The sequence below is a fragment of the Alloalcanivorax marinus genome (assembly GCF_016785095.1).
Taxonomy (GTDB): Bacteria; Pseudomonadota; Gammaproteobacteria; order Pseudomonadales; family Alcanivoracaceae; genus Alloalcanivorax; species Alloalcanivorax marinus_A.
Genome location: NZ_JAEKJB010000008.1, coordinates 518,952 through 544,876 on the forward strand (window position 1 = coordinate 518,952; position 25,925 = coordinate 544,876).

The 25,925-nt window shown below is 65.3% G+C and carries 27 protein-coding genes; 20 read left to right on the top strand and 7 right to left on the bottom strand.

Annotation, left to right across the window (positions count from 1 at the left end):
- Positions 1-136 precede the first annotated feature (136 nt).
- Positions 137-1,336 carry an MFS transporter gene (locus JF515_RS09415; RefSeq protein ID WP_203103522.1) on the top strand — a complete coding sequence of 400 codons (1,200 nt, stop codon included), beginning with the start codon at positions 137-139 and terminating at the stop codon, positions 1,334-1,336.
- Positions 1,337-1,388: 52 nt separating this feature from the next.
- Here the strand turns inward: JF515_RS09415 and JF515_RS09420 are convergent, their stop codons facing one another.
- Together JF515_RS09420 and ompR are read right to left on the bottom strand one after the other, a co-directional pair.
- Positions 1,389-2,705: an ATP-binding protein gene (locus JF515_RS09420; protein ID WP_203103524.1), complete on the bottom strand. Its 1,317-nt coding sequence runs from the start codon at positions 2,703-2,705 to the stop codon at positions 1,389-1,391.
- Between the two features lie 13 nt (positions 2,706-2,718).
- Entirely contained in the window at positions 2,719-3,429 is a 711-nt protein-coding gene (gene ompR, locus JF515_RS09425; RefSeq protein ID WP_203103534.1) for a two-component system response regulator OmpR, read from the bottom strand.
- Positions 3,430-3,618: 189 nt separating this feature from the next.
- Between ompR and JF515_RS09430 the strand changes: the two genes are divergently transcribed.
- The 8 genes from JF515_RS09430 (at position 3,619) to JF515_RS09465 (ending at position 10,806) form a co-directional block, all read left to right on the top strand.
- The gene (locus tag JF515_RS09430) at positions 3,619-3,981 is read left to right on the top strand and encodes a response regulator (protein ID WP_203103536.1); all 363 of its coding nucleotides are present in this window, start codon (positions 3,619-3,621) and stop codon (positions 3,979-3,981) included.
- A gap of 117 nt (positions 3,982-4,098) precedes the next feature.
- Positions 4,099-6,441, top strand: a complete 2,343-nt coding sequence (locus JF515_RS09435; RefSeq protein WP_203103538.1) for a Tex family protein — start codon at positions 4,099-4,101, stop codon at positions 6,439-6,441.
- Between the two features lie 113 nt (positions 6,442-6,554).
- Positions 6,555-8,123, top strand: coding sequence for a glutamate--cysteine ligase (gshA, locus tag JF515_RS09440; RefSeq protein WP_203103540.1), 1,569 nt, complete (start codon positions 6,555-6,557; stop codon positions 8,121-8,123).
- A 118-nt stretch (positions 8,124-8,241) separates the two neighbouring features.
- Entirely contained in the window at positions 8,242-8,433 is a 192-nt protein-coding gene (gene rmf, locus JF515_RS09445; protein WP_203103542.1) for a ribosome modulation factor, read from the top strand.
- 36 nt (positions 8,434-8,469) lie between these two features.
- Positions 8,470-8,973 carry a disulfide bond formation protein B gene (locus JF515_RS09450; RefSeq protein WP_203103544.1) on the top strand — a complete coding sequence of 168 codons (504 nt, stop codon included), beginning with the start codon at positions 8,470-8,472 and terminating at the stop codon, positions 8,971-8,973.
- Positions 8,974-9,098: 125 nt separating this feature from the next.
- Positions 9,099-9,449, top strand: a complete 351-nt coding sequence (locus tag JF515_RS09455) for a CidA/LrgA family protein (protein WP_203103546.1) — start codon at positions 9,099-9,101, stop codon at positions 9,447-9,449.
- On the top strand, positions 9,442-10,155 hold the full coding sequence (locus JF515_RS09460; RefSeq protein ID WP_203103548.1) for an LrgB family protein: 714 nt from the start codon (positions 9,442-9,444) through the stop codon (positions 10,153-10,155). The genes JF515_RS09455 and JF515_RS09460 overlap by 8 nt, the downstream gene beginning before the upstream one ends.
- Positions 10,156-10,323: 168 nt before the next feature.
- Entirely contained in the window at positions 10,324-10,806 is a 483-nt protein-coding gene (locus JF515_RS09465; protein ID WP_238400949.1) for an Rsd/AlgQ family anti-sigma factor, read from the top strand.
- Between the two features lie 120 nt (positions 10,807-10,926).
- Here JF515_RS09465 and JF515_RS09470 read toward each other — a convergent pair whose 3' ends face one another.
- Positions 10,927-11,673 carry an FKBP-type peptidyl-prolyl cis-trans isomerase gene (locus tag JF515_RS09470; protein WP_203103552.1) on the bottom strand — a complete coding sequence of 249 codons (747 nt, stop codon included), beginning with the start codon at positions 11,671-11,673 and terminating at the stop codon, positions 10,927-10,929.
- A 21-nt stretch (positions 11,674-11,694) separates the two neighbouring features.
- Entirely contained in the window at positions 11,695-12,024 is a 330-nt protein-coding gene (locus JF515_RS09475; RefSeq protein WP_203103554.1) for a DUF4124 domain-containing protein, read from the bottom strand.
- Between the two features lie 131 nt (positions 12,025-12,155).
- On the opposite strand from JF515_RS09475, the gene JF515_RS09480 reads away from it, so the two are divergent.
- Positions 12,156-12,905, top strand: coding sequence for a ParA family protein (locus tag JF515_RS09480; RefSeq protein ID WP_203103556.1), 750 nt, complete (start codon positions 12,156-12,158; stop codon positions 12,903-12,905).
- On the opposite strand, the gene JF515_RS09485 is transcribed toward JF515_RS09480, so the two are convergent.
- Positions 12,877-13,359, bottom strand: coding sequence for a TIGR02444 family protein (locus JF515_RS09485; RefSeq protein ID WP_238400950.1), 483 nt, complete (start codon positions 13,357-13,359; stop codon positions 12,877-12,879). The genes JF515_RS09480 and JF515_RS09485 overlap by 29 nt on opposite strands.
- A 78-nt stretch (positions 13,360-13,437) precedes the next feature.
- On the opposite strand from JF515_RS09485, the gene JF515_RS09490 reads away from it, so the two are divergent.
- The gene (locus JF515_RS09490) at positions 13,438-15,342 is read left to right on the top strand and encodes an ATP-binding cassette domain-containing protein (protein WP_203103560.1); all 1,905 of its coding nucleotides are present in this window, start codon (positions 13,438-13,440) and stop codon (positions 15,340-15,342) included.
- A gap of 148 nt (positions 15,343-15,490) precedes the next feature.
- On the opposite strand, the gene JF515_RS09495 is transcribed toward JF515_RS09490, so the two are convergent.
- Together JF515_RS09495 and greB are read right to left on the bottom strand one after the other, a co-directional pair.
- Positions 15,491-16,132: a DUF502 domain-containing protein gene (locus tag JF515_RS09495; protein ID WP_203103562.1), complete on the bottom strand. Its 642-nt coding sequence runs from the start codon at positions 16,130-16,132 to the stop codon at positions 15,491-15,493.
- Entirely contained in the window at positions 16,129-16,632 is a 504-nt protein-coding gene (gene greB / locus JF515_RS09500) for a transcription elongation factor GreB (RefSeq protein WP_203103564.1), read from the bottom strand. The genes JF515_RS09495 and greB overlap by 4 nt, the downstream gene beginning before the upstream one ends.
- A gap of 263 nt (positions 16,633-16,895) precedes the next feature.
- On the opposite strand from greB, the gene JF515_RS09505 reads away from it, so the two are divergent.
- The 9 genes from JF515_RS09505 (at position 16,896) to hemB (ending at position 25,872) form a co-directional block, all read left to right on the top strand.
- On the top strand, positions 16,896-18,107 hold the full coding sequence (locus JF515_RS09505) for an ABC transporter substrate-binding protein (RefSeq protein WP_238400951.1): 1,212 nt from the start codon (positions 16,896-16,898) through the stop codon (positions 18,105-18,107).
- A gap of 36 nt (positions 18,108-18,143) precedes the next feature.
- Complete coding sequence (locus JF515_RS09510) at positions 18,144-19,010, top strand: branched-chain amino acid ABC transporter permease (protein ID WP_203103566.1); 867 nt, start codon at positions 18,144-18,146, stop codon at positions 19,008-19,010.
- 9 nt (positions 19,011-19,019) lie between these two features.
- Positions 19,020-20,837 (top strand): ABC transporter permease subunit, encoded by a 1,818-nt coding sequence (locus JF515_RS09515; protein ID WP_203103568.1) that lies wholly within the window; start codon positions 19,020-19,022, stop codon positions 20,835-20,837.
- Entirely contained in the window at positions 20,830-21,528 is a 699-nt protein-coding gene (locus JF515_RS09520; RefSeq protein ID WP_203103570.1) for an ABC transporter ATP-binding protein, read from the top strand. Before JF515_RS09515 ends, JF515_RS09520 begins: the two co-directional genes overlap by 8 nt.
- A 1-nt stretch (position 21,529) precedes the next feature.
- Positions 21,530-21,685 carry a hypothetical protein gene (locus JF515_RS09525; RefSeq protein ID WP_203103572.1) on the top strand — a complete coding sequence of 52 codons (156 nt, stop codon included), beginning with the start codon at positions 21,530-21,532 and terminating at the stop codon, positions 21,683-21,685.
- Positions 21,669-23,039, top strand: coding sequence for an amidase (locus JF515_RS09530; protein ID WP_203103574.1), 1,371 nt, complete (start codon positions 21,669-21,671; stop codon positions 23,037-23,039). Before JF515_RS09525 ends, JF515_RS09530 begins: the two co-directional genes overlap by 17 nt.
- Positions 23,036-24,172 (top strand): transporter substrate-binding protein, encoded by a 1,137-nt coding sequence (locus JF515_RS09535; protein ID WP_203103576.1) that lies wholly within the window; start codon positions 23,036-23,038, stop codon positions 24,170-24,172. The genes JF515_RS09530 and JF515_RS09535 overlap by 4 nt, the downstream gene beginning before the upstream one ends.
- Positions 24,169-24,768, top strand: coding sequence for an ANTAR domain-containing response regulator (locus tag JF515_RS09540; RefSeq protein ID WP_203103578.1), 600 nt, complete (start codon positions 24,169-24,171; stop codon positions 24,766-24,768). The genes JF515_RS09535 and JF515_RS09540 overlap by 4 nt, the downstream gene beginning before the upstream one ends.
- A 93-nt stretch (positions 24,769-24,861) precedes the next feature.
- A complete protein-coding gene (gene hemB, locus JF515_RS09545; RefSeq protein ID WP_203103580.1) occupies positions 24,862-25,872 on the top strand; it encodes a porphobilinogen synthase in 1,011 nt (336 codons plus the stop codon).
- The last annotated feature ends 53 nt before the right edge of the window (positions 25,873-25,925 follow it).

A 25,925-nucleotide genomic window follows, 5' to 3' on the forward strand; every position in this document is an offset into this window, starting at 1 on the left:
GCTGAGTTCGCCTCCATGGATGGCGGCGATAGACAAAACCCACTTCGTTTGTTCACCCCTTTCTGGGAAAATCCGCCTTTTCGGGCTGATCGCCCCTTCTCTTTTCTCCCCGTTACCCACGGTCCGGAGCTTGCGCATGTCTTCTTCCACCGACGCGGATACCCCCGCCGTCGCTTCGCACCCCCGTCTCGCCGAACTGGCCCTGGCCCTGGGCGGCTTCGCCATCGGCACCACCGAATTCGTGATCATGGGGTTGATGAACCCGATCGCCGACAACCTGGCGGTGGACCCGCAGAGGGTCGGCTACGCGATCAGCAGCTACGCCCTGGGCGTGGTGGTAGGCGCGCCGCTGATCTCCTGCCTGGCGGCGCGGGTGCCCAAACGCACCCTGCTGATCGGTCTGATGCTGCTGTTCGCGCTGGGCAACGTGGCCAGCGCCCTGGCGCCGGGCTTCTGGTCGTTCGTGGGCCTGCGCTTTATCGCCGGCCTGCCCCACGGCGCCTATTTCGGCGTCGCCGCCCTGGTGGCCGCGGCGGCGGTGCCCGGCAATCAGCGCGCCCGGGCGGTGGCCCGGGTGATGCTGGGGCTGACCGTGGCGATTCTGCTCGGCGCGCCCCTGGGCACCTGGGCCGGCAATCAGTTCGGCTGGCCGGTGGCCTTCGCCTCGGTGGGGGTGATCGCCACCACCACCGCGCTGATGGTATGGCTGTTCGTGCCGTTCGTGCCCGCCGACCGTGACGCCTCGCCGCTGCGCGAACTGGGCGCGCTGGCCAACCAGCAGGTGCTGTTCACCCTGGGCATCGCCAGCGTCGGTTTCGGCGGCATGTTCGCGGTGTTCAGCTATGTGATGCCCACCCTCACCCAGCAGGCCGGCATGGCCGAGGCCCTGGGTCCGCTGGTGCTGGCGATCTTCGGTGTCGGCACCCTGCTGGGCACCCTGGTGGGCGCGCGAGTGGCGGACTGGAACCTGATCCGCGCCATCCCGCTGATTCTGGCCTGGTGTCTGGTGGTGCAGACACTGTTCTTCTTCGTCGCCGACTGGGTGGCGCCGGCGCTGCTGTTCGTGGGTCTGGTGGGCACCAGCATCGCCCTGGGGCCGGCGATCCAGACCCGTCTCATGGACGTGGCCGGCGACGCTCAGACCATGGCGGCATCGCTCAACCACGCCGCCTTCAACCTGGCCAACGCCCTGGGCGCCTGGCTGGCCGGGCTGGTGATCGATCAGGGCGCGGTGTGGTCCAGCACCGGGCTGGTGGGCGCGGCTCTTGCGATCGGCGGCATCCTGATTTTCCTGGCCGGGCGCCGGGCGGAGAAGAGGTCGGCGGATCGCGGCTGAAGCTGCTCCTACGACGGCGCCGTTGCAGGAGCGGCTTCAGCCGCGAAAGGTTTTAACGCACGCCGGCGGAGAGCGGCTCCGGTTGCACCAGCTGGCCGGTGAGCGGGAAACGGATGCGCACCCGCAGGCCACCGTCCGGGTGATTGTCCAGGCGCATGTCGCCGTGGTGCATATCGACGATGCGCTTGACGATGGCCAGCCCGAGGCCACTGCCGGACAGGGTGCGCGCCACTTCTCCCCGGGAAAACGGCTGCAGCAGCAGCGGGATGTCTTCCTCGCGCACGCCCTTGCCGTGGTCGCGCACGGTCAGCCGCAGGGCGTTGTCGTCCACCTCGGTGTCGATTTCCACCGGCGGCGCGCCATACTTCAGCGCATTGGTGATCAGGTTCGAGAGCATGCGCTTGACGGTGAGCCGCTTGAGCATCAGGCGCGGCAGATCCTGCTGGTGGATGCGCAGCTTCTCCGCCGGGTACTTGCCCACCACCTCGTCGATCAGGCTGTTGAGGTTCTCGTAGTCCGGCTGTTCATCGGCGCCATCGCGGATGAAGGCGATGAACTGGTCGAGAATGGCGTCCATGTCCTCGATGTCCTCGATGATGCCCTGGGACATTTCCTCATCGTCGAGGAATTCCGCCGACAGGCGCAGCCGGGTGAGCGGCGTGCGCAGGTCGTGGGACACCCCGGCCAGCAGCAGGGCCCGGTCGCGCTGGGCCTGTTGGAGCTGGCTGGTCATGCGGTTGAAAGCCCGGTTCACCGCCTGGATCTCGGTAGGGCCGGTGCGGTCGTCGAGCACCGGCACCGCTTCGCCGCGCCCCACCTTGAGCGCCACCCGGCCCAGCCGGCGCAACGGCCGGTTCAGGCTGCGGGCGATCAGCAGGCCGCCGATCACCGCCAGCAGCGGTACCGTCACCCCCCAGCCAAGCAGCAAATAGCGGTCGTAATCGCGGAAGAACGCCATCGGCACCCGCAGCCAGCCGCCCTCGAAGGAAGGCGCCGTGACCCACAGGACCGGCTGCCGGTCGTCTTCCAGGCGCACCGTGGCGTGCTCGCCCAGGCGTTCGGAGAGCTCCTGGCGGAAGCGATCCACCACCGGTTTGGAGAGCACCAGGGTCTGGGGCGTGCGCACGTCCGGCGGCGTGCCGGGCAGGATGCCGGTGGTCTCGCCCAGACGCTCGCCCAGGGAGGCATCCACTCCAGGCTGGAACACCAATTCCGCCTGCAGAGCGGTAAGGCGGGCGTATTCACGGATACCGGGCAGGTAGGCGTTACGGGCGAAAAACCAGAGCGTGACGCCCTGGCTGACGCCGATCACCAGACCGACGATCAGCGCCGCCCGGGTGAAGGCGGTTTTTGGCAGCAGGCTGGCCACGGCGGCTCAGCGCTCAGTCCGGCACGAACACATAGCCCACGCCCCACACGGTCTGGATATAGCGCGGCTTGGACGGATCGTCTTCAAGAAGACGGCGCAGGCGTGACACCTGGACATCGATGGAACGCTCCATGGCGGACCATTCACGACCCCGGGCCAGGCTCATCAGCTTGTCGCGGGTAAGCGGCTCGCGCTGGTTCTGCACCAGCGCCTTGAGCACCGCGAATTCGCCGGTGGTGAGCGGTTGTGGATCGCCATCGCGGGCCAGGGTGCGGTTGCCCAGATCCAGGGTCCAGGGGCCGAAGCCGACCACCGATTCCTCCTTGCTGGGCGCGCCGGGCACCTCGCGCACATGACGACGCAGCACGGCGCGGATGCGGGCGCTCAATTCCTTGGGGTTGAACGGCTTCGGCAGGTAATCGTCGGCGCCGGCGTCCAGGCCCTCGATGCGCTCGGCGTCGTCGCCCTTGGCGGTGAGCATGATGATCGGCAGGTTATTGTCGCCGTCACGCAGACGGCGGCAGATGGACAGGCCATCCTCGCCGGGCAACATCAGGTCCAGCACCATCAGGGAATAGATTTCCCGCGACAGGGCCCGGTCCATCTGCTCGGCGTCGGCCACCGCCTTGACCGCGTAACCCTGCTCTTCCAGAAACCGCTGCAGCAGACCACGCAGGCGCGCGTCGTCGTCCACCACCAGTATCTTTTCCACTTGTTCGCTCATGACGTTCCTCGGATTTGCCGCCCGGCTGGTGTACCGCGCCCGGGGGGCGCCGGGCAAGCCTGGATTGTATAGAAAGATTACCGGCACCGCGCTCCAGGCCGTGACGCAAATTGGCAATCTGTGCCGATTTTCATCAAGTTACGGGGCCCCGCGCCCTTGCTATCATTGCCCGGCGTGGAGGAACGAACTATGGCAAAAATACTCGTGGTCGATGATTCCCCGACCCAGCTGACCAACCTGGTGAAGATGGTGGAGAGCCAGGGCCATCAGGCGGTGACCGCCAGCAATGGCATGGAAGGCATCGAGCAAGCGCGGGCGGAACAACCGGATCTGATTCTCATGGACGTGGTGATGCCGGAGCTGAACGGCTTCCAGGCCACCCGCAAGATCGCCAAGGACGAGGATCTGAACCACATTCCCGTGGTCCTGGTAACCACCAAGGACCAGGAGACCGACAAAGTCTGGGGCGAGCGCCAGGGCGCCGTGGGCTACATCGTCAAACCGCCCCAGGAGGCGGAACTGGCGGCGATGATCGGTAAAGTGCTGGGATAACCACACCCCACCCCGTCAAGTCAATCTATGAACGACCGGAGTCATTCCCTATGATTCCGGTCGTTTCGTATCGAAGCGCCCGCATGCAACGTGCCCACGCGCAAGCCAGGAACCACCATGGAAAGCATCGAACAGATCATCGCCCAGGAACTCAATGCCCAGCCCCGCCAGGTGGCGGCCGCCGTGGCCCTGCTCGACGAAGGCGCCACCGTGCCCTTCATCGCCCGTTACCGTAAAGAGGTGACCGGCGGTCTCGACGACACCCAGCTGCGCACCCTGGAGGAGCGGCTGCGCTACCTCCGCGAGCTGGAGGAACGGCGCGACACCATCCTCAAAAGCATCGCCGAGCAGGATAAGCTGACCCCGGAGCTGGAGAAGGCGATCAAGCAGGCGGACACCAAGACCCGCCTGGAAGATCTTTACCTGCCGTACAAGCCGAAACGCCGTACCCGCGCGCAGATCGCCCGGGAGGCGGGCCTGGAACCGCTGGCGCGGGCGCTGATCGGGGACCCCGCCCTGGACCCGGAGACCGAGGCCGCCGGCTACCTCAACGAGGAACACAAGATCGCCACCGCCAAGGACGCCCTGGACGGTGCCAAGCAGATCCTCATGGAGGAGTTCGCCGAAAACGCCGAGCTGCTCACCCGGCTGCGCACCTGGCTGTGGGACCAGGCCCACATTCAAGCCCGGGTGGCGGACGGTAAGGAAGAGGAAGGCGCCAAGTTCCGCGATTACTTCGAACACGGCGAAGCGCTTAAGGCAATTCCCAGCCACCGCGCCCTGGCCCTGTTCCGTGGCCGTAACGAGGGCGTGCTGCATGTGTCCATGGTGCTGCCCGAGGAACTGGAAAACGCCGATCCCCACCCCTGCGTGGCCATGGTCACCCAGGTGGCGGACTGGAAGGACCAGGGCCGCGCCGCCGATGCCTGGCTGGGCGAGGTAATGCGCTGGACCTGGAAGATCAAGCTCAACACCCACCTGGAAACCGAGCTGCTGGGCCGGGTGCGCGAGCTGGCCGAGGAAGAGGCGATCCAGGTGTTCGCGCGTAACCTGAAGAGCCTGCTGATGGCCTCCCCGGCGGGCCCCAAGGCCACCATGGGCCTGGACCCGGGCCTGCGCACCGGGGTCAAGGTGGTGGTGGTGGACGCCACCGGCAAGCTGCTGGAACACACCACCATCTTCCCGCACCAGCCCAGAAAACAGTGGGACCAGTCCCTGGCGACCCTGGCCAAGCTGTGCACCAAGCACGGCGTGGACCTGATCGCCATCGGCAATGGCACCGCCAGCCGCGAAACCGACAAGCTGGCCGGCGAGCTGGTCAAGGCCCTGCGCGACAAGCAGGCGATGCAGAAGATCATGGTCTCCGAAGCGGGCGCCTCGGTGTACTCCGCCTCGGAACTGGCGGCGCGGGAATTCCCGGATCTGGACGTGTCGTTCCGGGGCGCGGTGTCGATCGCCCGCCGCCTGCAGGACCCGCTCGCCGAGCTGGTGAAGATCGATCCCAAATCGATTGGCGTGGGCCAGTACCAGCACGACGTCAGCCAGGTGAAGATGTCGCGTTCCCTGGACGCGGTGGTGGAAGACTGCGTGAACGCCGTGGGCGTGGACGTGAACACCGCCAGCGCGCCGTTGCTGGCGCGCATCGCCGGCCTCAACGCCACCATCGCCGGCAACATCGTCAGCTTCCGCGAGAAGAACGGCGCCTTCAATAACCGCGACGCCCTCAAGCAGGTGCCGCGCCTGGGCGACAAGACCTTCGAGCAGGCCGCCGGCTTCCTGCGCATCATGAACGGCGAGAATCCGCTGGACGCCTCCTCCGTGCACCCGGAAGCCTACCCGGTGGTGGAGAAGATCGCCGAGAAGCACGGCCGTCCGCTCAAGGACCTGATCGGCGACGCACCGTTCCTGAAATCCGTGAAACCGGCGGAGTTCACCGACGACACCTTCGGCCTGCCCACCGTCACCGACATTCTGAGCGAACTGGAAAAGCCGGGCCGCGACCCGCGCCCGGAGTTCAAGGCCGCCGAGTTCAAGGAAGGGGTGGAAACCCTGAACGACCTGAAGCCGGGCATGATGCTGGAAGGCGCGGTGACCAACGTGACCAACTTCGGCGCCTTCGTGGACATCGGCGTGCACCAGGACGGCCTGGTGCATGTCTCCGCCCTGGCCGACAAGTTCGTGGAAGACCCCCACGACGTGGTCAAGCCCGGCGACATCGTCAAGGTGAAGGTGCTGGAGGTGGACATGCCGCGCAAGCGCATCAGCCTGACCATGCGCCTGGATGACCGCCACCAGGACAAGCCAGCCGCCGGCGCGCCGGCGGGCAACGCGCGCAACCGCAAGGGTGGCCAGCGCTCCGGCGGTGGCAAGCAGCGCGGCGGCCAGCAGCAGTCGCAATCCCAGGGGGCCCTGGGAGCGGCGTTCGCCAAGGCCTTCGAACAGCAAAAGAAACGAGGCTGACCGCCGGGCCCGCGCGCGGATCGCGATTCCCGCGCACAGGCCCTACCATACAGGCTGATCACGCCCACAACCCCTGGCGGCGCCCCGGCGCCGCCGGTCAGATGGAAAGGCCCATGACCGACATGCTCAGCCAGCGAATCCAGGCCCTGCTGGACTCGGACGCCGCCGCCACCCTGGCGGACATTCATCGCGGCATCGAGAAGGAAAGTCTGCGTATCACCGAGCAGGGCACCCTGGCGCGCACGCCACACCCCCGGGAACTGGGCTCGGCGCTGACCCACCCGTACATCACCACGGACTATTCCGAGGCACTGCTGGAATTCATCACGCCGCCCACCACCTGCCTGCGCCGACCGATCGAATTCCTCGAACAGCTGCACCGTTACACCTACCGGCACATTGGCGACGAACTGCTGTGGGTGAATTCGATGCCCTGCATGATCGGCCAGGACGAGGACGTGCCGGTGGCCGAGTACGGCAGCTCCAACGTGGGCCGCATGAAACACATCTACCGTATCGGTCTGGGCCACCGCTACGGGCGCAAGATGCAGACCATCGCCGGCATCCACTACAACTTTTCCTTCCCGGAAGAGTTCTGGCGCATCAACCGGGAGCTGGAAGGCGACGACCGCCCCCTGCAGGCGCATATTTCCCAGCGTTACTTCGATCTGACCCGCAACTTCCAGCGTTATTCCTGGCTGCTGGTGTACCTGTTCGGCGCCTCGCCGGCCCTGTGCGCCTCGTTCCTGGCCGGCCGAGAGCATCACCTGCTGGAGCGTTTCGACCACAGCCTGTACACGCCCAACGCCACCAGCCTGCGCATGAGTGACCTGGGTTACCAGAACAACGCCCAGTCGTCCCTGGCGATCAGCTACAACAATCTCCAGGAGTACGTGGACACCCTGACCCACGCCATCAAGACGCCGGAACCGGCCTACGAACAGCTCGGCGTGCTCGACGCCAACGGCGATTACCAGCAGCTCAACGCCAACATCCTGCAGATCGAGAACGAGTACTACTCCTCGATCCGCCCCAAGCGCGCCATTAACAAAGGCGAACGGCCCACCCTGGCACTGCAGCGGCGTGGCGTGGAGTACATCGAGATCCGGGCGCTGGATCTGAACCCGTTCGAGCCGGTGGGCATCAATCAGCAGGACATTCGCTTCCTGGACCTGTTCGCCACCTACTGCCTGCTGCGCGAATCACAGCAACTGGAGCGCTGCGACCTGAACGCCAGCAAGGAAAACCTGCGTCGGGTGGTCTATCAGGGCCGTGACACCAGCGTGCGGCTGGACAACTGGGGCAAGGCGGTGACCCTGCGCCAGTGGGGCCTGGAGAAACTCGACCAGATGACCCCCATCGCCGAGCTGTTCGACCGCTGCCACGGCGGTAGCGACTACGCCCACGCCCTGGAGGTTCAGCGCGAGAAGATCCGCACCCCGGACGCCACCCCTTCCGGACGCATCCTGGACACCCTGGAAAGCCACGACCAGGGCTTCTTCCGCTTCGCCATGAACCAGGCACTGGCGCACCGGGATCACTTCCTGGGCGAGAATCTGGACCCGGCGGTGGACCAGCGGCTGCGCCAGGCGGCGCAAACCAGCCTCGCCGAACAGGCCGAATGCGAAGCGCGCCCGGAGATCCCCTTCGAACAATACCTGGAGGCCTACTTCCAGGGCTGACGGTCGGATAAAGGGTCGAAAAATGTTAACGAGTGGCCATGGCGGCCACGCCCTCCGGTGCTAGTCTCGATCATGGAGTTCCCAGCGCGCCCGGCGCTTTCCGGGCAAGGAGGGGGAAATGTTCGAGCCGACGTCGGATCCGTTCGAGAAGGCCTATAACCGCGGCTGCATGTGGGGCATGGCCGGCGGACGCGTGAATCAGTGCCCCTACCTCGACGAGGCCTTGATGGAATGGTGGGTGCAGGGCTGGGAAGCCGGCGCCGCCGCCTGGCGCGATCGCCGGGAACCCGCCACGTCCCGCGACGTCTGAGTCAGCAAAGGACTCAAAAAAAGGATCGGAACCACCATGAAAACCCTTCTCCCGGCGCCGCGCGCGCTTTACGGACTGACTTTGCTTGCCTGTCTGGCGGCCTTTCTGGGCGCCCTTTATATGCAGCACGTGGAGGGCCTGGAGCCCTGCCCGCTGTGCATCTTCCAGCGCGTGGCGCTGATCGTGGTAATGGTGATCCTGCTGATCGCCACCCTGCATGGCCCCAAGGGCGTGGGCGTGCGCGTCTACGCGATACTGACCGGCCTGGCCGCCCTGGGCGGCGGCGCCATCGCCATTCGCCACCTGTGGCTGCAAAGCCTGCCGCCGGATCAGGTTCCCTCCTGCGGCCCATCCCTGGACTACATGCTCGACGCCTTCCCGCTCCAGGAAGTACTGGCCACGGTGCTGTCGGGCTCCGGGGAATGCGCCGAGGTGAGCTGGCGCTTTCTCGGCCTGACCATCCCGGGCTGGTCCCTGGTGGTGTTCGGCGGCGTGCTGATCGTAGCTCTGATACAATTGTTCCGCCCGCGCCGGGGCTGAACCCAATAGCATAATAATCGCGGCTGAAGCCGCTCCTACACGACCCCTTCGGTAGGAGCCGGCTTCAGCCGCGATTTGGTTTGGCCCCGCGCCACCGTGTGTATCCGGCCCGCGGAGACTGAACCGTGCTTGATGGTCTGCTGATTCTGCTGTTGTTCCAATTCCTTGGTGAGGTGGTGATCCACTTCACCGGCTTGCCATTACCGGCGCCGGTGGTGGGCATGGTGCTGTTGCTGCTGGCACTGATGTTCAATCTGCCCGGCGGTGACCGGGTCTCCGAGGCCGCCGGCGCCCTGATCCGCCATATCAGCCTGCTGATCTTCCCGCTGGGCGTGGGCATCGTGCTGCAATGGAGCCGCTATCAGGACTACGCCCTCGCCCTTACCGTGGCGGTGGTGTTCGGCACCATCGTGACCATGGTGCTGGTGACCCTGTTGCTCAAGGTGCTGATGCCCCGGGAGCACCACCATGACTGATCTGCTGCACACCCCCCTGTTCGGCCTGCTGCTCACCCTGGCCAGCTACCGGGTGGCCACCTGGATTTACGGCAAGGCCCACAGCCTGCCGGTGTTCCACCCGTTTCTGGTGGCCTCCATTCCGGTGGTGGTGGTGCTGCCCCTGGCGGGGCTGTCCTACGAGGAGTATCGCGAGCAGATCCAGGGCTTGTCCTTCCTGCTGGGGCCGGCCACGGTGGCGCTGGCCTGGCCACTCTACCGGCAACTGCGCACCGTGCGCAGCGTCTGGAAGCCGGTGCTGATCACCACTCTGGTGGGCGCCGTCCTGGCCGCCGGCATCGCCGTGCTGCTGGCCTGGTGGCTGGGCGCCCCGGAGCCGGTGGTGGGCTCCCTGGCGCCGAAATCGATCACCACGCCGATCGCCGTGGAGGTGGTGCGCAGCACCGACGGTTTCGTCGCCCTGGCCGCCGGGGCGGTGGCCATCACCGGCATCGTCGGCGCCCTGGTGGCCGGCCCGGTGTTCCGGCTGTTGCGGGTGCGCGATGATCGTATTCGCGGTTTCGCCCTGGGCCTGGTGGCCCATGCCATCGGCACCGCCCGGGCTTTCGAATACGGTGAGAAAGCCGGCGCTTTCGCCAGTCTGGCCCTGGGACTGACCGGCCTGGTCACCGCTCTGGCGCTGCCCTGGCTGTGGCCCTGGGTTGCCGGCCTGCTGTTCGGAATATAACCAGCGGTGTTTATGAAGAATCCGTCTTTACCGGCAACCCTATGAACCACCAGCGTTTTTCCCGCCACCATCGGTATTCGCCCGATTTACCCCGTTGCCGCCATGTCGGCGACGGGGCTAGCCTCGAAAACCCATCTGGAATCTGGACAAGGAGCGACCGCCATGGCCATGTCCGCGTCATCCCCCCTGATGCAATGGCGCCGCATCGAAGCGTTGGTGCGTGCCTGGCTGGAACAGCGCCAGCAACTGATCGTGTTGCTGTGCGGCCTGCAGGGCCTGAACGAATTCGAGGAGCACCAGCCACCGCCCATCCAGGGTCGGGTACGGGATTTCTGCCAGTTGCTGATGGACTACATCAGCGCCGGCTACTTCGAGGTTTACCGGGAGCTGGTGCGCGAGGCGCGCCGCTACCGGGACGCGCCGGCACCGGCGCTGGCGGAACACATTCTGCGGCGCCTGGACCTGTCCACCGAGGAGGCCCTGGCCTTCAACGAGGACTTCGACACCGACGATCACTGCCTGGGGCTGCTGGAGCAGTTGCCGGAACGGCTGGACCGGCTGACCCTGGCGCTGGAGGAACGCTTCGCCCTGGAAGATCAGTTGATTCTCAGCGTTCACCAGGCGCCGCGCCGCCACGCCCTGCGGCACTGAAAGCCGGCCAGCGGCACGGAATCGCGGCTGAAGCCGCTCCTATCGGCACCCGATGATGGCCGGGTACGAAAAAGGCCACCCGGAGGTGGCCTTTTTCAATACGATCGGGGCACGCCGAAATTACTCGGTGGCGGCCTCGGCGCCGGCGTCTTCGTTGCCCTGCTTCTTCACATCCAGCAGTTCCACTTCGAAGATCAGCACCTGGTTGGGACCGATGTCGCCACCGGCGCCCTGCTCGCCATAGCCCAGCTCCGGCGGCAGGAACAGCTTCCATTTGTCACCCACCTTCATCATCGGCAGAGCTTCCTGCCAACCGGGGATGATGTGCTTGAGGCCGAACACCGCCGGCTTGTCACGCTCGATGGAGCTGTCAAACACGGTGCCGTCGACCAGGGAGCCCTTGTAGTGCACTTCCACGGTGTCTTCCAGGGTCGGGGACTCGGCGCCTTCCTCACCGGACTTCAGTACTTCGTACTGCAGACCGCTGTCGGTGGTTTCGACACCATCCTTCTTGGCGTTCTCCTCGAGGAAAGCCTTGGATTCCTCCAGGTTTTTCTGTGCCTGCTCTTCCTGCTTCTTCTGACGCGCTTCCATCATGCGGGTCTGGTAGTCGCGGATCAGCTGGTCCAGGTCCTCGTCACCGAGGCGTGATTCCGGCTCCTCGCTGAAGCCGTCGCGCAGACCGGCGATCATCGCTTCCAGATCCAGGTTCTCCATGGCGCTCATTTGCTCGGCGCTGCGGTAACCCAGGGCATAGGACGCTTTCTGGTCCTCGGTCTTCAGCTCAACGTCACTGCTCTTATCGTCGTTTCCACCACAGGCCGCCAGCAGGATGCTGCCGGCGAGCACGATTGCAATCTTCTTCATTCTGCCTCCATTGGCTTACGTTTATTTTCCCTGCGCCGTTGCTCCCTCGCCGCGCATATCCTGAGCGCTAATGATGGTCGGCGCCTCCACTTCAACGGTCTGCACGTCCACGCCCGGCGGTGGAATCTGGCCATACTGCCAGTTTCCCGTGGCATCGCGCCAGCGATAGACCTCTCGCCCCGCGCCGCCACCATCAAGAAGGCGCGAGGATGTCAGCCACTGATCGGGCTGTGACCAGTGATCCCGCATCCGCTGCCAGTCCAGCAGCGGCTCGCCGTGCCCCAGGGGCACGGTGAAGGACGCGATCACGAAGACACCGCCCAACATGAATAATGTGACTGGATAACGCATGACCGCGTTCCCCCCCGGTTGGTTCCCCTGGCGGCGCCGGACGGCCCGCCAAGCGCGCCTCATTGTGCCTGTCCCACCGCTACTGTCAAAACACGGATTGCGGGTATAGTGTGGCCGGAGGGGAAATCATTATGCCGAACAACAGCACGGACCCGTCCGTGGCCCCGCCGGTGGCTCGTCGGGTCGCCCGCCAGGACGAGCGCCGGCTGGTGGTTCTGGTGGCCAACAGCAAGGGGGGCTGCGGCAAGACCACGCTGGCCACCAATCTGGCGGCCTACTTCGCCCATGCCGGGCAGGCGGTCACGCTGCTTGATCTGGACCCGCAGCAATCCGCCACCCAGTGGGTGCGCCTGCGCCAGGACCCGCGCGTGGAGGCGCTGGGCTGGCCAGCGGACGAGCCGGTCTCGCTGGGGCGCCTTCAGGACCAGTTGCAGCGTGCCCGCGATGTGGTGGTGGTGGATTCGCCGGCGGGCATGGACCGCCATACCCTGGATCATGTGCTGCGCGTGGCCCAGGTGGTGCTGATTCCGGTGCTGCCCAGCCCCATTGATATTCGCGCCACCACCCGCTTCGTGCAGAACGTGATGCTCTCGCCCAGCTACCGGCGCCGCCCGCGACGGCTGGCGGTGATCGCCAACCGGGCACGCACCCGCACGCGCATGTACGAAGCGCTGCGTCAGTTTCTCACCAGCCTGAAGATTCCCTATCTGGTCACGCTACGCGATACCCAGCAGTACGTGCAGACCATGGCGGACGGGCTGAGCATGCTCGATCAGGCCGCCGGCCCGCGCACCGACACCGACCAGCATCATTGGCGGCTGATCGGCGAGTGGCTGGAAGTACAGCGCCATCTCATCCGTTCACTGCCAGGTTTTCGCTGACCGACGCCAGCTCCTCCAGCAACACCTGCAAACCCTGGCACTGGCCCACTTCCGGCACCACCACCAGCAACCAGCCGAGGGCGGACACCGACTCGTCGCCGGGCTGGGTTTGCGCCAACTCGCCGAGCCGGGCCAGCAGCAGCCGCTCACCCTCCAGTTCCGCCTCCTGAATCTGGCGCTTGAGCTCCACCAGGCCAGCGCCCTGGTCGGCGGCGCGCCGCCGCACCGCCCGCAGCGGTCGCAGGTAGTTCTCCTCGAACTGTTCAGCCCGGGCCACCAGCCGGCGGCCCAGAGCGGCATCCGGCCGCCGTCGGGCCTCCGCCAGCCACAGCGCCACCAGCAGCACCGCCACTGGCACGCCGTATTCATCCTGCAGGCGCAGGCACAGCTTCTCGACCCGCTTGTCGCGCCAAAGGCGCAGGGCGAATCGCCATAACGTGGCGTTGTTCTCCATAGGGTCCCCTTCTGTTACGCCGGCGCTTGCCATACACTGCGCCGGTCTCGACCGCCGACCTCCGAGGCCCCTTATACCATGCTGTCCCTGGAACACATTAATCTGCGCCGTGGTTCCGAGTTGCTGCTCGAGGACGCCGGCTTCGTGCTGCACAAGGGCGCCCGTGTCGGCCTGGTGGGCAAGAACGGCAGCGGCAAAAGCTCCCTGTTCAAGCTGATCATGGGCGAGCTGGAGCCGGACGGCGGCGAACTCAATCTCCCGGCGGACTGGCGCCTGGCGATGATGGCCCAGGAAGTACCGGCACTGGAGCAACCGGCGCTGGAGTACGTGCTCGACGGCCATCACGGACTGCGCCGCGCCGAGGCCGCCCTGGCCGACGCCCAGGCGCGCGGCGACAACGCCGGGCTGGCCGCCGCCCACGCCGACCTCGACACCCTGCGCGCCTGGGAGCAACCGGCCCGCGCCGCCGCTCTGCTGGCCGGCCTGGGCTTTTCCGAACCGCGGCAACGGCAGCCGGTGAGCGCCTTCTCCGGTGGCTGGCGCATGCGTCTGAACCTGGCCCAGGTGTTGATCAGCGACGCCGATTTGATGCTGCTCGACGAGCCCACCAACCACCTGGATCTGGATGCCATTCTCTGGCTCCAGCAGTGGCTCATCCAGCACCCCGGCGCGCTGATGCTGATTTCCCATGACCGCGCCTTCCTGGACGCCACCGTCAAAGAGATCCTGCACATCGAAAAGGGCCGGCTGAAACGTTACAGCGGCACCTATTCGGACTTCGAGCGCCAGCGCGCCGAGCAGCTTGCTCTGCAGCAGAAAATGCATGAGAAGCAGCAGGTCCAGATCGCCCACCTGCAGAAGTTCATCGACCGCTTCAAGGCCAAGGCCACCAAGGCCAAGCAGGCGCAGAGCCGGGTCAAGGCGCTGGAGAAACTGGAGCGTATCGGGCCGGCCCACGTGGACTCCGGCTTCAGTTTCGGTTTCCTCAAGCCGGACCGGCTGCCCAACCCCATGGTCACCCTGGACGACGCCACCTGCGGCTACCCGGGCACACCGATTCTGGCCGGCGTGACCCTCAGCCTGCGACCGGAGTCGCGCATCGGCCTGCTCGGCCCCAACGGCGCCGGCAAGTCCACGCTGATCCGCACCCTGGTGGGTGAGCTTACAGCCCTGGCCGGGCATCTGGAGCGGGACCCGGATCTCACCGTGGGCTACTTCCATCAGCAACAGGTGGACCGGCTGGCCGCCGACGACACGCCCTACCAGTTGATCAACCGGGCCCACCCGAAATGGACGGAGCAGCAGGTACGCAACGAACTGGGCGCCTTCGGCTTCCATGGCGATGACGTGTTCGAGCCGGTGGGCCGGTTCTCCGGCGGCGAGAAAGCACGCCTGGCGCTGGCGCTGATCGTGCACCAGAAGCCGGCCTTGCTGCTGCTCGACGAACCGGCCAACCATCTCGATCTGGAGATGCGCGAGGCCCTCACCCTGGCCCTGCAGGAATTCGAAGGGGCGGTGGTGCTGGTGTCCCACGACCGTCATCTGCTGGAAACCACCGTGGATGAATTCCAACTGGTGGCCGAGGGGACCGTGCGGCCCTTCGACGGTGACCTGGACGACTATGCACGCTGGTTACAGCAGTCCCGCCGCGATGCCCAGGCCGCCCGGCGCCCGGCGGAACCCGCCGGCGGTCGCGACGATGCCCGCCAGCGGCGCCAGGACGCCGCCAAACGGCGCGAGCAGTTGCGGCCGCTGAAAAAGGACATGGAGAAACTGGAGAAGGCCCTGGACCGGGAAAGCCAGGCCCTGGCCGAGGTGGAAAGCCGGCTCGGCGACGAAACGCTCTATACCGATGCCGGCCGCAAGGACGAACTGAACCAGTTGCTGGCCCGCCAGGGCGAACTGAAAAACCGCCACGAAGAGCTGGAAATGGCGCTGCTGGAGGCCATGGAGAAGCTGGAAGAGGCGGAAGCGTCGCTCTGACCTGGATCGCGACTGAAGCGGAACGCCGCCCGGCCGCCCCTACCGTGTCGCGGCGCCGGCTTCTGGTATCGCGACTGAAGCGGAACGCCGCCCGGTCGCTCCTACTGTCCAGAAGAACGCCGTAGGAGCGACCGGGCGGCGTTCCGCTTCAGTCGCGATTATCCCGCTCCACGGCCTCGCCGCGCTTGAGCAGGGCGGCGCTGCCAGCGCCACAGGCCACCACGGTCTTCATCATCTGCTCCACGCCAATGTCCGGTCGGCGCTCCACCAGATTTTCATCCACGTGGTAGATGAACCCGGAGGTGGGGTTGGGCCCGGTGGGCACGAACACCGACAGGGTGCCGTCGTCATGCCGGGAAGTAATCAGCCCCAGCACCGTCACCGACACCTGACGCCCGTACAGCCACACCCGCGCCACCTCGCCACGCATCAGGCTGTCCTGACTGCCACCGAACAGCTGCACGATCACTTCCTTCACCGTCCGGTAGCCGGGGACATGAGCCATGCCCCTCTCTTCCAGCCGCTGCCAGATCCAGCCGCCCAGGCGGGTGGCCACCAGGGTGCCGACCAGGAAGCAGAACACCACCAGCACCGTCACCACCACCCAGTCGGCGGCGAACTTGGGCAGGCCGAAGCCGCGCACCACCAGGGCGGTGAACGGCGCGATCAGGCTGGTGACCGCTTCGTAGATCCACTTGAAGAAGAACGCGACGATCGAGATGGGCAGCAGGATCACCAGACCGCCCAACAGGGATTTACGAATGAAGAACCAGACTCGATTGTTACTCATGGGTGGTCATACCAGATGCGATTGATATACAGACAGCGTTCCCCGGTGGGCGTTCGAACCCGGGCCTCATCGTCCACCCGCTTGCCGAGCAAGGCACGGGCCAGGGGCGCGTCGATGCTGATCAGCCCCTCGCCGCCAACCGCCTCGTCCGGCCCCACCAGCCGGTAGGTCTCCGTCTCGCCGTCGTCGTTTTCAAGCTCCACCCAGGCACCGAAAAACACCTTCCCGGGGTCCTCCGGCGGACGATCCACCACCGTCATGCCGTCCAGGCGCTTGCTGAGAAAGCGGATGCGCCGGTCGATCTCGCGGAGCTGCTTCTTGCCATAAATATACTCGGCGTTTTCGGAACGGTCGCCCTGGGCGGCGGCTTCCTGCACCGATTTTGTGATCGGCGGGCGCTCCTCCTTCCAGAGGCGTTGCAGTTCCTCGTTGAGCTTCCGGTACCCTGCCGGCGTGATGTACTTGGAGGCGGGTTTGCCTTTCGGGCGCCAACGACCCATGCGTTATCTCCTGGTTGCGGTGATCGCGACGATCGGCAGATTACCCGCCGCCGGCGCGCCTGGCCAACCCCCGGCCATGACCCTGCCCCACGGCAGCGCCCTTGACAGGCCGGCCCGGGCTCGCTAGCTTCAACCCCGTGCAAAGGTGCACCGGAAAATACAAGCGACGTAGCTGGACATCATGTCTTGGTTGCCCCGCTATGTATTTTTCGCATTCCTGATCTGGTGTCCGGCTCTCAGCAAAAAAAGAGAGGACACCCACAATGAAAACCCTTCCGTTCCTTCGTTACGGCATCGCGGCCATTGCCCTGATGGCGGCCCACGCCACGCAGGCTGAAACCCGAATCGGCGCCATCTTCGATGTCACCGGTCCGTTGAACATTTACGGTATCGAGCAGCAGCGCGCTCTCGAACTGGCCGTGGACAACATCAATGAAAACGGCGGACTGCTCGGCGAGCCCGTGAAAGTGGTGAGCTATGATGCTCAGTCCGAGCTGAGCAAGTATACCCAGTTCACCCACACCGCCATCCTGCGCGACAAGGTGGACGCCCTGTTCGCCGGTTTGACCAGCTCTTCCCGGGAAGCCATACGCCCGATCATCCGCAAAGCCGACATCCCTTATTTTTACGCCTCGCTGTACGAAGGTGGCGCCTGCGACAAACAGACCTTCGTCACCGGCACATCCGCCTCCCAGCAGCTTTCGGTGCTGATCGAGTGGGCCGTGAAGGAGTACGGCAAGCGCATCTATATCATGGCGCCGGACTACAATTTCGGAACCATCTCCGCGCACTGGGTGCATGAGTATGCCCGTTCGCTTGGCGCCCAGGTGGTCGGCCAGGATTTCCTCGCCCTCACCGTCACCGACTTCACCCCGACGATCCAGAAGATACAGGCCTCCAAACCCGATTTCGTGGTCGCCCTGCCGGTCGGCTCCAACCAGACCGGCTTTCTTGAGCAGTTTTCCGCCGCCGGCCTGAAGGACTCCATCGGCATCGTTTCCAGCAACTACGGTTCCGGGAACCAGCAGGTCGTGGTCTCACCACGGGCCGGCGATGGCATCATATCCAATCAGGGTTACTACATGGCCGTGGACAACCCCACCAACCGTGACTTCATTGAACTGTGGAAACAACGGCATCCCATCAAGGCACCGCTGACCTCCGGCGCGGTGGCGGTCTGGAATGCGGTGAACCTATGGGCGAAAGCGGTGGAAAAAGCCGGCAGCGCCGATTCCGACGCGGTTATCGAAGCCCTGGAGAGCGGCCTCACCTTCGAGGCCCCCAACGGCACGGTCAAGCTGGAGCCCGGCTCCCATCACCTGCGTCAGAACATCTACATCGCGCGGGGTAACGACAAGCACGACTTCACCATTCTCGAAACCTTCCCGAGCGTGGCGCCGTTCTATGAAAACGAGAAATGCGATCTGATCGCCGATCCCGATCTGGTCGAGCACTTCTCTCCTGAAGCGGACTGACCGCCAAGACAAGCGTCCATTTTTCAGGAGATTTTCATGGATATCGACTATCTGGCGACGGTTATCCTGTCGTCGCTTTCCAGCGCGTCCATTCTGCTTATCGCCACCATCGGTCTGGCCGTGGTGTTCGGGCTGATGGGCGTGATCAACCTCGCCCACGGGGAGTTCCTCATGATCGGCGCCTACTCGGCGCTGACCGCGACGCAGATGGGCGTGCCTTTCGTGCTCGCGATTCCCATCGCGGTCGCCGTAACCATGGCGATCGGCGCCCTGGTCGAGGTTCTCATCATCAAGCGCCTGTATGGGCGCATCTTCGACACCATGCTGGCCACCTGGGGCATCAGCATCGTCTTTTACCAACTGGCGGTGATGATCTTCGGCACCGTGACCCCCGGTATCGGCATGCCACAATCCAATATCCAGATCGGTGATTACAGCCTGGCGGGCTACCCCTTGCTGATGATCGGCGTGGCCGCCCTGATGGGCCTGTTCGTCTATTTCCTGATGACCCGCACGGTCTATGGGATGAAGGCGCGCGCATCGATTCAGCAGCCGGAAATGGCCCAGGCCATCGGCATCGAATCGACCCGGGTGAACACGCTCACCTTCTCGATTGGCTGTGGTCTTGCCGGTTTCGCCGGCGCTGTACTTCTGCCCATTGTCCCCGCCACGCCCTCCATGGGCTTTTCCTTTGTCATCAAGGCGTTCCTGACCGTGGTGGTCGCCGGCCCGGTGACTCTGACCGGCTCCGTGCTCACCGCCATCGGGCTCGGCGGCGGGGCCTCGATCACCGCCAGCTTCCTTACCTCCGTGGCCGGAGACATTTTCTTCTTCCTGATCACCGCCGCTCTCCTCTGGCTTTATCCGCTTGGGATCTCGGCCAAGTGGCGCCGCAAACTGTGAGGTGAGGTCATGTCATATTCGAACGCTATCCACCATCGGGCGGGAACCATTTTCCCGTTCATCGCCGCCATCCTCGCTCTGGGACTGGCGCGAATCATTGATCCCTACCTCGCCTACGTGGCCACCTCCTGGGTGATCTTCGGCCTGCTCGGGCTGAGCCTCGACGTGGTGTGGGGCCGGGGAGGTTTCCTCAGCCTGGCGCAGACCGCGTTTTATGGTCTTGGCGGCTACTTCGGCAGCGTGGTGGCCATCAACCTGTCGGCGGTCACCGGCCACTCCCTGCTTTGGAGTCTGCCCGCCGGCGCCCTGTTCGGCGCGTTGATCGCCGGCGCTCTGGGTTGGATTATTTTCTATGCGCGCATGGGCGCCCTGCAGAGCACGATCCTGTCCTATACCTTCACGCTGCTGCTCTGGTCGGTGAGCCAGTCGTTCAAGCTTGACGCCGGCAGCGCCGTGATCGGCGGCGACAACGGCATGTCGAATATTCCCGGCTATATCCCGGGCTTCGGCGCCGGTGCCGAGGCACTGGAACCGGCCGGCGCGCTTATGTTCGTGGTGCTGGTGGCGGCGCTTGCGTACTTCGCCACCCAACGGCTGATGACCGGCACGTTCGGCAAGATCATCGACAGCATTCGTCTCGACATCGAAAAGACGGAGCTGCTCGGCTATGACGTGCGCCGTTATCAAGTGCTCAACTTCGCCTGGTCCGGCCTGCTTGCCGGACTGGCCGGGGCCTTGTTCGGCGGCTGGTCCAACTATCTGAACCCGTCGATTTTCTCGGTGCAGGAAGCTCTGCTGGTCCCCATCTACGTACTGGTCGGTGGGCTCGGCACCCTGGCGGGCCCGTTCGTCGGCGCCACGCTCATCGGTGGCCTGTCCTTCTGGTTGGGTGGCGGCGCCGTGGGCGGCCAGACCACGCTGATCCTCGGCGTGGTGTTGATCGGCCTGGTTCTGTTCCTCAAGAAAGGCGTGCTCGGCGGACTGGGCGACCTGTGGCGGTCGCGGCTGCCGGACCCCAACGAGGCCGCCCGTGGCGCCGGCGCGGTATCCATCGATCCGGATGAGCTGGCGGACATTCTGTCCGAGGCCGAAGCGCAGGCCGGCCCCGCCAAATCACTGCGTGCCGAGACGTTGTTCAAGCGCTTCGGCGGCGTCATTCCCGTCAACGAGGTATCACTGGCGTTCATTCCCGGGCAGCCGTTCTCCCTGATCGGCCCGAACGGGGCGGGCAAGAGCTCGTTCCTGAAGACCTGCGTCGGTGTTTACCGGCCGGAAGGCGGACGGGTTCTTATCGGCGACCGGGATGTGACGCGCGCGCCTATCTTTCAACGGGTACGCGCGGGCATGGGCGTCAAGAACCAGAAGCCCCAGGTGTTCGGCGAACTGTCGGTGCGGGAGAACCTCTGGGTAGCCGCCTATTCGCGGGTCCGACACCGCCAGCGCGCCAACGGCATCGCCGCCCGGGTGCTCTCCATGCTGGGCCTGGAGGCGCAAGCGGAGGTACGGGCTTCGGTGCTGTCCCATGGCCAGCAGCAATGGCTCGATATCGGCATGGTGCTGTGCCTGGCGCCCCGGGTCGTTCTGTTGGACGAACCCGCGGCGGGCATGACCAAGGAGGAAACCCGGGAACTGTCCACCCTGGTGCGCATCCTGGCCAGGTTCACCACCGTCATCGTCGTTGAACACGACATGGAGTTCGTGCGCACCCTGGAGGGGCAGGTCACCGTGCTCCATCAAGGCAGGCTGTTCGCGCAAGGCGACATCGACACGCTGCGCGAAGACGAGCGGGTTCTCGATATTTATCTAGGGAGGCGGGAACATGTTTAGGATTTCGAACGCCACCGGCGGCTACGGCAAGACCATCATTATCCGGGATGTATCCCTGTACGTGGGCAGCGGTGACGTGGTCGCCCTGCTGGGCCGCAACGGGGTCGGTAAATCGACTCTGATGCGCTATGCCACCGGGCTTATTCCGGCCATCGCCGGGACGGTGGAAATCGATGGCCTGGCCGCGCCCGCGGCACCCGCCCGGCGGGCCCGGCACGGCCTCGGGTACGTACCCCAGGGGCGCTTTGTGTTTCCTCGCATGACGGCGCTGGAGAACATCGCCGTCGCCGCGGAAAGCAATGGTCACAACGGCAAGGAGGCCGTCGAGGAGGCGCTGACCTACTTCCCGATGCTCAAGCCCAAGGTCCACGATCTGGCCGGCGGCCTTTCCGGGGGCCAGCAGCAGGTGCTGGCTCTGGCCCGGGCACTGGCGATCCGGCCCACGGTACTGCTGCTGGACGAACCCACCGAAGGGGTGCAGCCCTCGATCGTCGATGAGATCGCCGGCGTTCTTAAACGCATCAACATTGAACGCGGCATCGCCATGCTGGTGGCGGAACAGGATCTCGACTTCTGCCTCTCCATCGCCAACCGCGCCTATGTAATGGAAAAGGGGGCGATCCGGATGGAGACCGACCGCGCCACCCTGGAGCGCGACAAAGCACTTCAACAAGAACTGCTGGGGGTATGAGATGAAACGCACCGTCCCCCTTTCCCAGGATCAGCAAAACCGGATCGACGCCACTCTGAAGCGTATTCGCGGCGGCCTCGCCCGGTTCCGCGCCACGCGGCCCCAGGAACCCGCCCACACCTTCAAGCCGGAGGCCTTCGATGACAAACGCGCTTGAAAGCCTTTCCGCGCAGGCCGCCGCTCTGGCCGCCGGCACGGTCACGCCCGCTACCCTGGCGCAAGACGCCTTGCAAAGAGCGGAGCAACAGGCGGCTCTGAATGCTTTCGTGGCTCTCGATCCGACAACGATCATGGCCCAGGCCACGGCGGCCACGGATCGCCGCCAGGCCGGCCGGCCACTGAGCCCCATCGACGGGGTCCCGATCGCGGTCAAGGACAACTACCTGACCCGGGACTTTCCCACCACCGCCTGCTCCCGGGCGCTGCCCGGCGCGCGCCCCCGGGACGCCACGGTGGTCGCCCGGTTACGTGACGCCGGCGCCGTTATTTTCGGCAAGACCAACATGCATGAGTGGGCCTATGGCGCGACCAACAGCCTGTCCGCCATCGGCCAGACCCTGAACCCGCGCGACCGGCGCCGCATCACCGGCGGCAGCAGCGGCGGCTCGGCGGCAGCGGTGGCGGCGGGCATCGTGGGTGCCGCCCTCGGCAGTGATACCGGAGGCTCGATCCGCATTCCGGCGGCGGCCTGCGGGGTATACGGCTTCAAGCCGGGCTATGGCCGGGCGTCGCGCAACGGCGTACTGCCACTGAGCTGGTCCCTGGATGCACCCGGGCCGCTGGGCCGGACATTGCGCGATCTGGAATTGCTGTTGCCCTTCTTCCTGGGCGAGGATCGTCGCGACCCTTCCACTTTCGGGGCCGTCGCGATGCGCGACCCCGGCCCCCCCATTGCCGAAGCGCCGGCGCTGATCGCTCTGGACGGGGCCGGCCTGGAACGGTCCGATGAAGTGCGGGCGGCCCTTGTCGGGGCACTCAACGCCACCGGCCTGCCGGTGCCCACCGTTGAGCTTGAGCAGATGGACAGTTACTTCTCCGCCTGGGAAGCGATCCTGCATTGTGAAGCCACCGCCTACCATACCCGGCGTCTGGCCGATCATCCGGAAGGCTTCGGCGCCGTCACCCGGGCCCATCTTGAGGCGGGGAAACAGCTCTCCGGACGGGAATACCTGAATGCCCAGTCGATCCGCGCCCACTTCACCAGCTTGCTGTTGAACCGGCTCGGCGAATGGGATGCCCTGGTCCTGCCAACGCTGCCGGTGACCGCGCCGATGGTCGGGGAAGAGTGGCAGAGCTTCGGCGGGCGGCGGGTGACCACCCAGGACAGCATGACCTGGTTCTGCTGGCTCGGTAATCTTTCCGGGCTGCCCTGCGTGACGTTGCCGGTGCCGAACCCGGCCTCCGCCCTGCCCGTGGGCATGATGCTCATGGGTCGCCCGGGCAAGGACGAGGAACTGCTGGCGATCGCCGGCCTGCTGAACGAACGGATCAATGGTAAGGAGGTATCGTGAGCGCGGATCGATTGGGAATTGGTGTTCTGTTTTCTCAATCAGGGCCGATGGCCGTGACGGAAAACGCCCATCTCAAGGGCATAATCCTTGCATGCGAGGAGATCAACGATGCCGGCGGCGTGGCGGGCCGGAAGCTGGAGCCGGTGATTCTTGATCCCGCCGGCTCCGACGAGAAATACGCGGCGCTCGCCACCGAATTGCTGGTGCAGCACCGGGTCAACGTGATCTTCGGCGCCTGCCTGTCGGCCAGCCGCAAGGCGGTGCTGCCGGTGATCGAGCGCTTCAACGGCATTTTGTTCTATCCTTCGGTTTACGAAGGGTTCGAGTATTCACCCAATGTCGTGTACGGAGGCGCGGTGCCCAACCAGGTGGTTTTGCCCATGCTTGAGTACCTTTTCCAGAATCAGGGACGGCGCATTGCCCTGATCGGCTCGGACACGCTCTACGCCCGGGAGGTGAACCGTATCGTCAACGAGTTTCTCGGCGAGAGCGGCGGCGAGGTGGTCCAGGAAAGCTACGTGCCCATCGGTGCCAGCGAGGACCATTTTGGCGTGGTGCTCTCGGCGCTGCATGATGGCGGCGCGGACGCCATCATCTCCACCGTGGTCGGCGAAGACAGCATCTCACTCTACGACGCGTTCTCCCGCCAAGGTTTCAGCGGCGAGCGCCTGCCGATCGCCTCGCTGACCACCACGGAATCGGAACTCCGGCGCATGCAGCCACAAGCCCGGCGCGGCCACATCTCGGTAACCGCCTATTTCTCGACCCTGACCAACCCGGCGAACAGCGCCTTTCGCGCCGCCTACCAACAGCGTTACGGCAAGGATGAAGCACCGAGTTCCTACTCCGAGGTGTGCTATTCCCAGGTCCATCTGTTCGCCGCCGCCGTGCGCCAGGCCGGCGGCGACGACACCGACGCGCTGTTGTCGTCCCTTTCCGGCGCGGTCTCGAAGGGACCCGCCGGAGATCTGTTCGTGGACGCCGACACCAACCACGTCTCGATCCGCCCGTTGATCGGCCGCGCCACCGCGGACGGGACCTTCGACATCCTGTGGCGCGGCGACGGCGCCATTCGACCGGACCCGTACCTGGTCGGTTATGATCGATCCGTCATGGAACCGGGTGCCACATGAGCGACGATTTCTCTTTTCGCAGCGAGACACTGCTGCGCCGCTTGCGGCGCATGCAGGTACTCGTGATCCATCCGGACGATAGTGAGCGGGAAAACTTTCTCGCGCACCTGCGTCGAATCGGCTGCCGGGTGGACAGCATGTGGCCGGCGCCCTCCTCGCTTCCCGAAAAGACGGACGTGGTGCTGTTCCTGGTGAACCGGATTCACGATGAGGGCGCGCTGTCCTGGATGGCGACCTCCAAGGACATCGCCCGCATTGGCATCATCGCCTTTGAAACCCCGGAAATTCTCGAGGAACTGGAACGCCTTCACGTCCATGGCGTGCTTTCCAAACCGATCCGGCTGTTCGGCGTGCTCGCCGCCCTGACCACCGCCATCAGCCTGGCCCGCCATGAAGCACGGCTGAACAAGCGGGTCGCTTCGCTGGACGAAACCCTGAAAGCCCGCCGCAAGATCGAGCAAGCGGTGCAGATCATCTCGGAAAGCCGCTCCATCTCGGAGGCCGACGCTTACAAGCGCATCCGCGAGAAATCCATGCGCAGCAAACAGAGCATCGCCAGCATCGCCGAGGCCATCATCGCGGCGAACGGGATTTAGGCGCCGCCCAAGCACCCTTTTCCCATCCCGGCGCCGACTTGGTAAACTTCGTTTCCCAATTCTTTCATCGCTTCCTACCGAGAGGTTCGGCCCATGTCTTACCACCGCGCCCCCTGGCCGGCCACGCGTATGCGCCGCATGCGCAAGGACGACTTCTCCCGCCGCCTGATGCGGGAAAACACCCTCACCGTGGACGACCTGATCTATCCCGTGTTCGTGCTCGACGGCGAGCAACGCACCGAAGCGGTGCCCTCCATGCCCGGCGTGGAGCGCATGAGCATCGACCTGCTGGTGGAGGAAGCACGACAACTGGCCGGTCTCGGCGTGCCCGCCATGGCCCTGTTTCCGGTGACGCCGCCGGAAGTCAAAAGCCTGGACGCCGCCGAAGCCTGGAACCCGGAAGGGCTGGCCCAGCGCGCCACCCGCGCGATCAAGGCGGCGGTGCCGGAAATGGGCGTGATCACCGACGTGGCCCTGGACCCGTTCACCACCCATGGCCAGGACGGCATCCTCGATGACCAGGGCTACGTGCTCAACGAAGCCACCGTCACCGCCCTGGTCAAACAGGCGCTGTCCCACGCCGACGCCGGCGCCGACATGGTCGCTCCCTCGGACATGATGGACGGTCGCATCGGCGCCATCCGTGAGGCGCTCGAGGAGCAGGGCCACATCCTGACCCGCATCATGGCCTACTCCGCCAAATACGCCTCGGCTTACTATGGCCCGTTCCGCGACGCGGTGGGCTCCGCCGGCAACCTGGGCAAGGCGGACAAGACCACCTACCAAATGGACCCGGGCAACTCCGATGAGGCCCTACACGAGATCGGCCTGGATCTGGCCGAGGGCGCCGACGTGGTGATGGTGAAACCGGGCATGCCCTACCTGGACGTGGTGCGCCGGGTAAAGGATGAATTCCGCGTGCCGGTGTACGCCTACCAGGTGAGCGGCGAGTACGCCATGCACATGGCCGCGTTCCAGAATGGCTGGCTGGACCAGGACAAGGTGATGATGGAATCCCTGCTGGCCTTCAAGCGCGCCGGCGCCGACGGCATTCTTACCTACTTCGCGAAAGCCGCCGCGCTCAAGCTCAACCAGCGCGACTGACCCTCCTCCTTTCCTTCTTCCCTCCCTCCTTTCCTTGCTGTTCGCCCCGGGCC

Excerpts from the sequence above, each read along its gene's own strand:
- JF515_RS09415 (WP_203103522.1), top strand. The coding sequence starts at position 137 with ATGTCTTCTTCCACCGACGCGGATACCCCCGCCGTCGCTTCGCACCCC.
- ompR (WP_203103534.1), bottom strand. The coding sequence starts at position 3,429 with ATGAGCGAACAAGTGGAAAAGATACTGGTGGTGGACGACGACGCGCGC.
- JF515_RS09430 (WP_203103536.1), top strand. The coding sequence starts at position 3,619 with ATGGCAAAAATACTCGTGGTCGATGATTCCCCGACCCAGCTGACCAAC.
- JF515_RS09435 (WP_203103538.1), top strand. The coding sequence starts at position 4,099 with ATGGAAAGCATCGAACAGATCATCGCCCAGGAACTCAATGCCCAGCCC.
- gshA (WP_203103540.1), top strand. The coding sequence starts at position 6,555 with ATGACCGACATGCTCAGCCAGCGAATCCAGGCCCTGCTGGACTCGGAC.
- rmf (WP_203103542.1), top strand. The coding sequence starts at position 8,242 with ATGTTCGAGCCGACGTCGGATCCGTTCGAGAAGGCCTATAACCGCGGC.
- JF515_RS09450 (WP_203103544.1), top strand. The coding sequence starts at position 8,470 with ATGAAAACCCTTCTCCCGGCGCCGCGCGCGCTTTACGGACTGACTTTG.
- JF515_RS09460 (WP_203103548.1), top strand. The coding sequence starts at position 9,442 with ATGACTGATCTGCTGCACACCCCCCTGTTCGGCCTGCTGCTCACCCTG.
- JF515_RS09465 (WP_238400949.1), top strand. The coding sequence starts at position 10,324 with ATGTCCGCGTCATCCCCCCTGATGCAATGGCGCCGCATCGAAGCGTTG.
- JF515_RS09470 (WP_203103552.1), bottom strand. The coding sequence starts at position 11,673 with ATGAAGAAGATTGCAATCGTGCTCGCCGGCAGCATCCTGCTGGCGGCC.
- JF515_RS09475 (WP_203103554.1), bottom strand. The coding sequence starts at position 12,024 with ATGCGTTATCCAGTCACATTATTCATGTTGGGCGGTGTCTTCGTGATC.
- JF515_RS09480 (WP_203103556.1), top strand. The coding sequence starts at position 12,156 with ATGCCGAACAACAGCACGGACCCGTCCGTGGCCCCGCCGGTGGCTCGT.
- JF515_RS09485 (WP_238400950.1), bottom strand. The coding sequence starts at position 13,359 with ATGGAGAACAACGCCACGTTATGGCGATTCGCCCTGCGCCTTTGGCGC.
- JF515_RS09490 (WP_203103560.1), top strand. The coding sequence starts at position 13,438 with ATGCTGTCCCTGGAACACATTAATCTGCGCCGTGGTTCCGAGTTGCTG.
- JF515_RS09495 (WP_203103562.1), bottom strand. The coding sequence starts at position 16,132 with ATGAGTAACAATCGAGTCTGGTTCTTCATTCGTAAATCCCTGTTGGGC.
- greB (WP_203103564.1), bottom strand. The coding sequence starts at position 16,632 with ATGGGTCGTTGGCGCCCGAAAGGCAAACCCGCCTCCAAGTACATCACG.
- JF515_RS09505 (WP_238400951.1), top strand. The coding sequence starts at position 16,896 with ATGAAAACCCTTCCGTTCCTTCGTTACGGCATCGCGGCCATTGCCCTG.
- JF515_RS09510 (WP_203103566.1), top strand. The coding sequence starts at position 18,144 with ATGGATATCGACTATCTGGCGACGGTTATCCTGTCGTCGCTTTCCAGC.
- JF515_RS09515 (WP_203103568.1), top strand. The coding sequence starts at position 19,020 with ATGTCATATTCGAACGCTATCCACCATCGGGCGGGAACCATTTTCCCG.
- JF515_RS09520 (WP_203103570.1), top strand. The coding sequence starts at position 20,830 with ATGTTTAGGATTTCGAACGCCACCGGCGGCTACGGCAAGACCATCATT.
- JF515_RS09525 (WP_203103572.1), top strand. The coding sequence starts at position 21,530 with ATGAAACGCACCGTCCCCCTTTCCCAGGATCAGCAAAACCGGATCGAC.
- JF515_RS09530 (WP_203103574.1), top strand. The coding sequence starts at position 21,669 with ATGACAAACGCGCTTGAAAGCCTTTCCGCGCAGGCCGCCGCTCTGGCC.
- JF515_RS09540 (WP_203103578.1), top strand. The coding sequence starts at position 24,169 with ATGAGCGACGATTTCTCTTTTCGCAGCGAGACACTGCTGCGCCGCTTG.
- hemB (WP_203103580.1), top strand. The coding sequence starts at position 24,862 with ATGTCTTACCACCGCGCCCCCTGGCCGGCCACGCGTATGCGCCGCATG.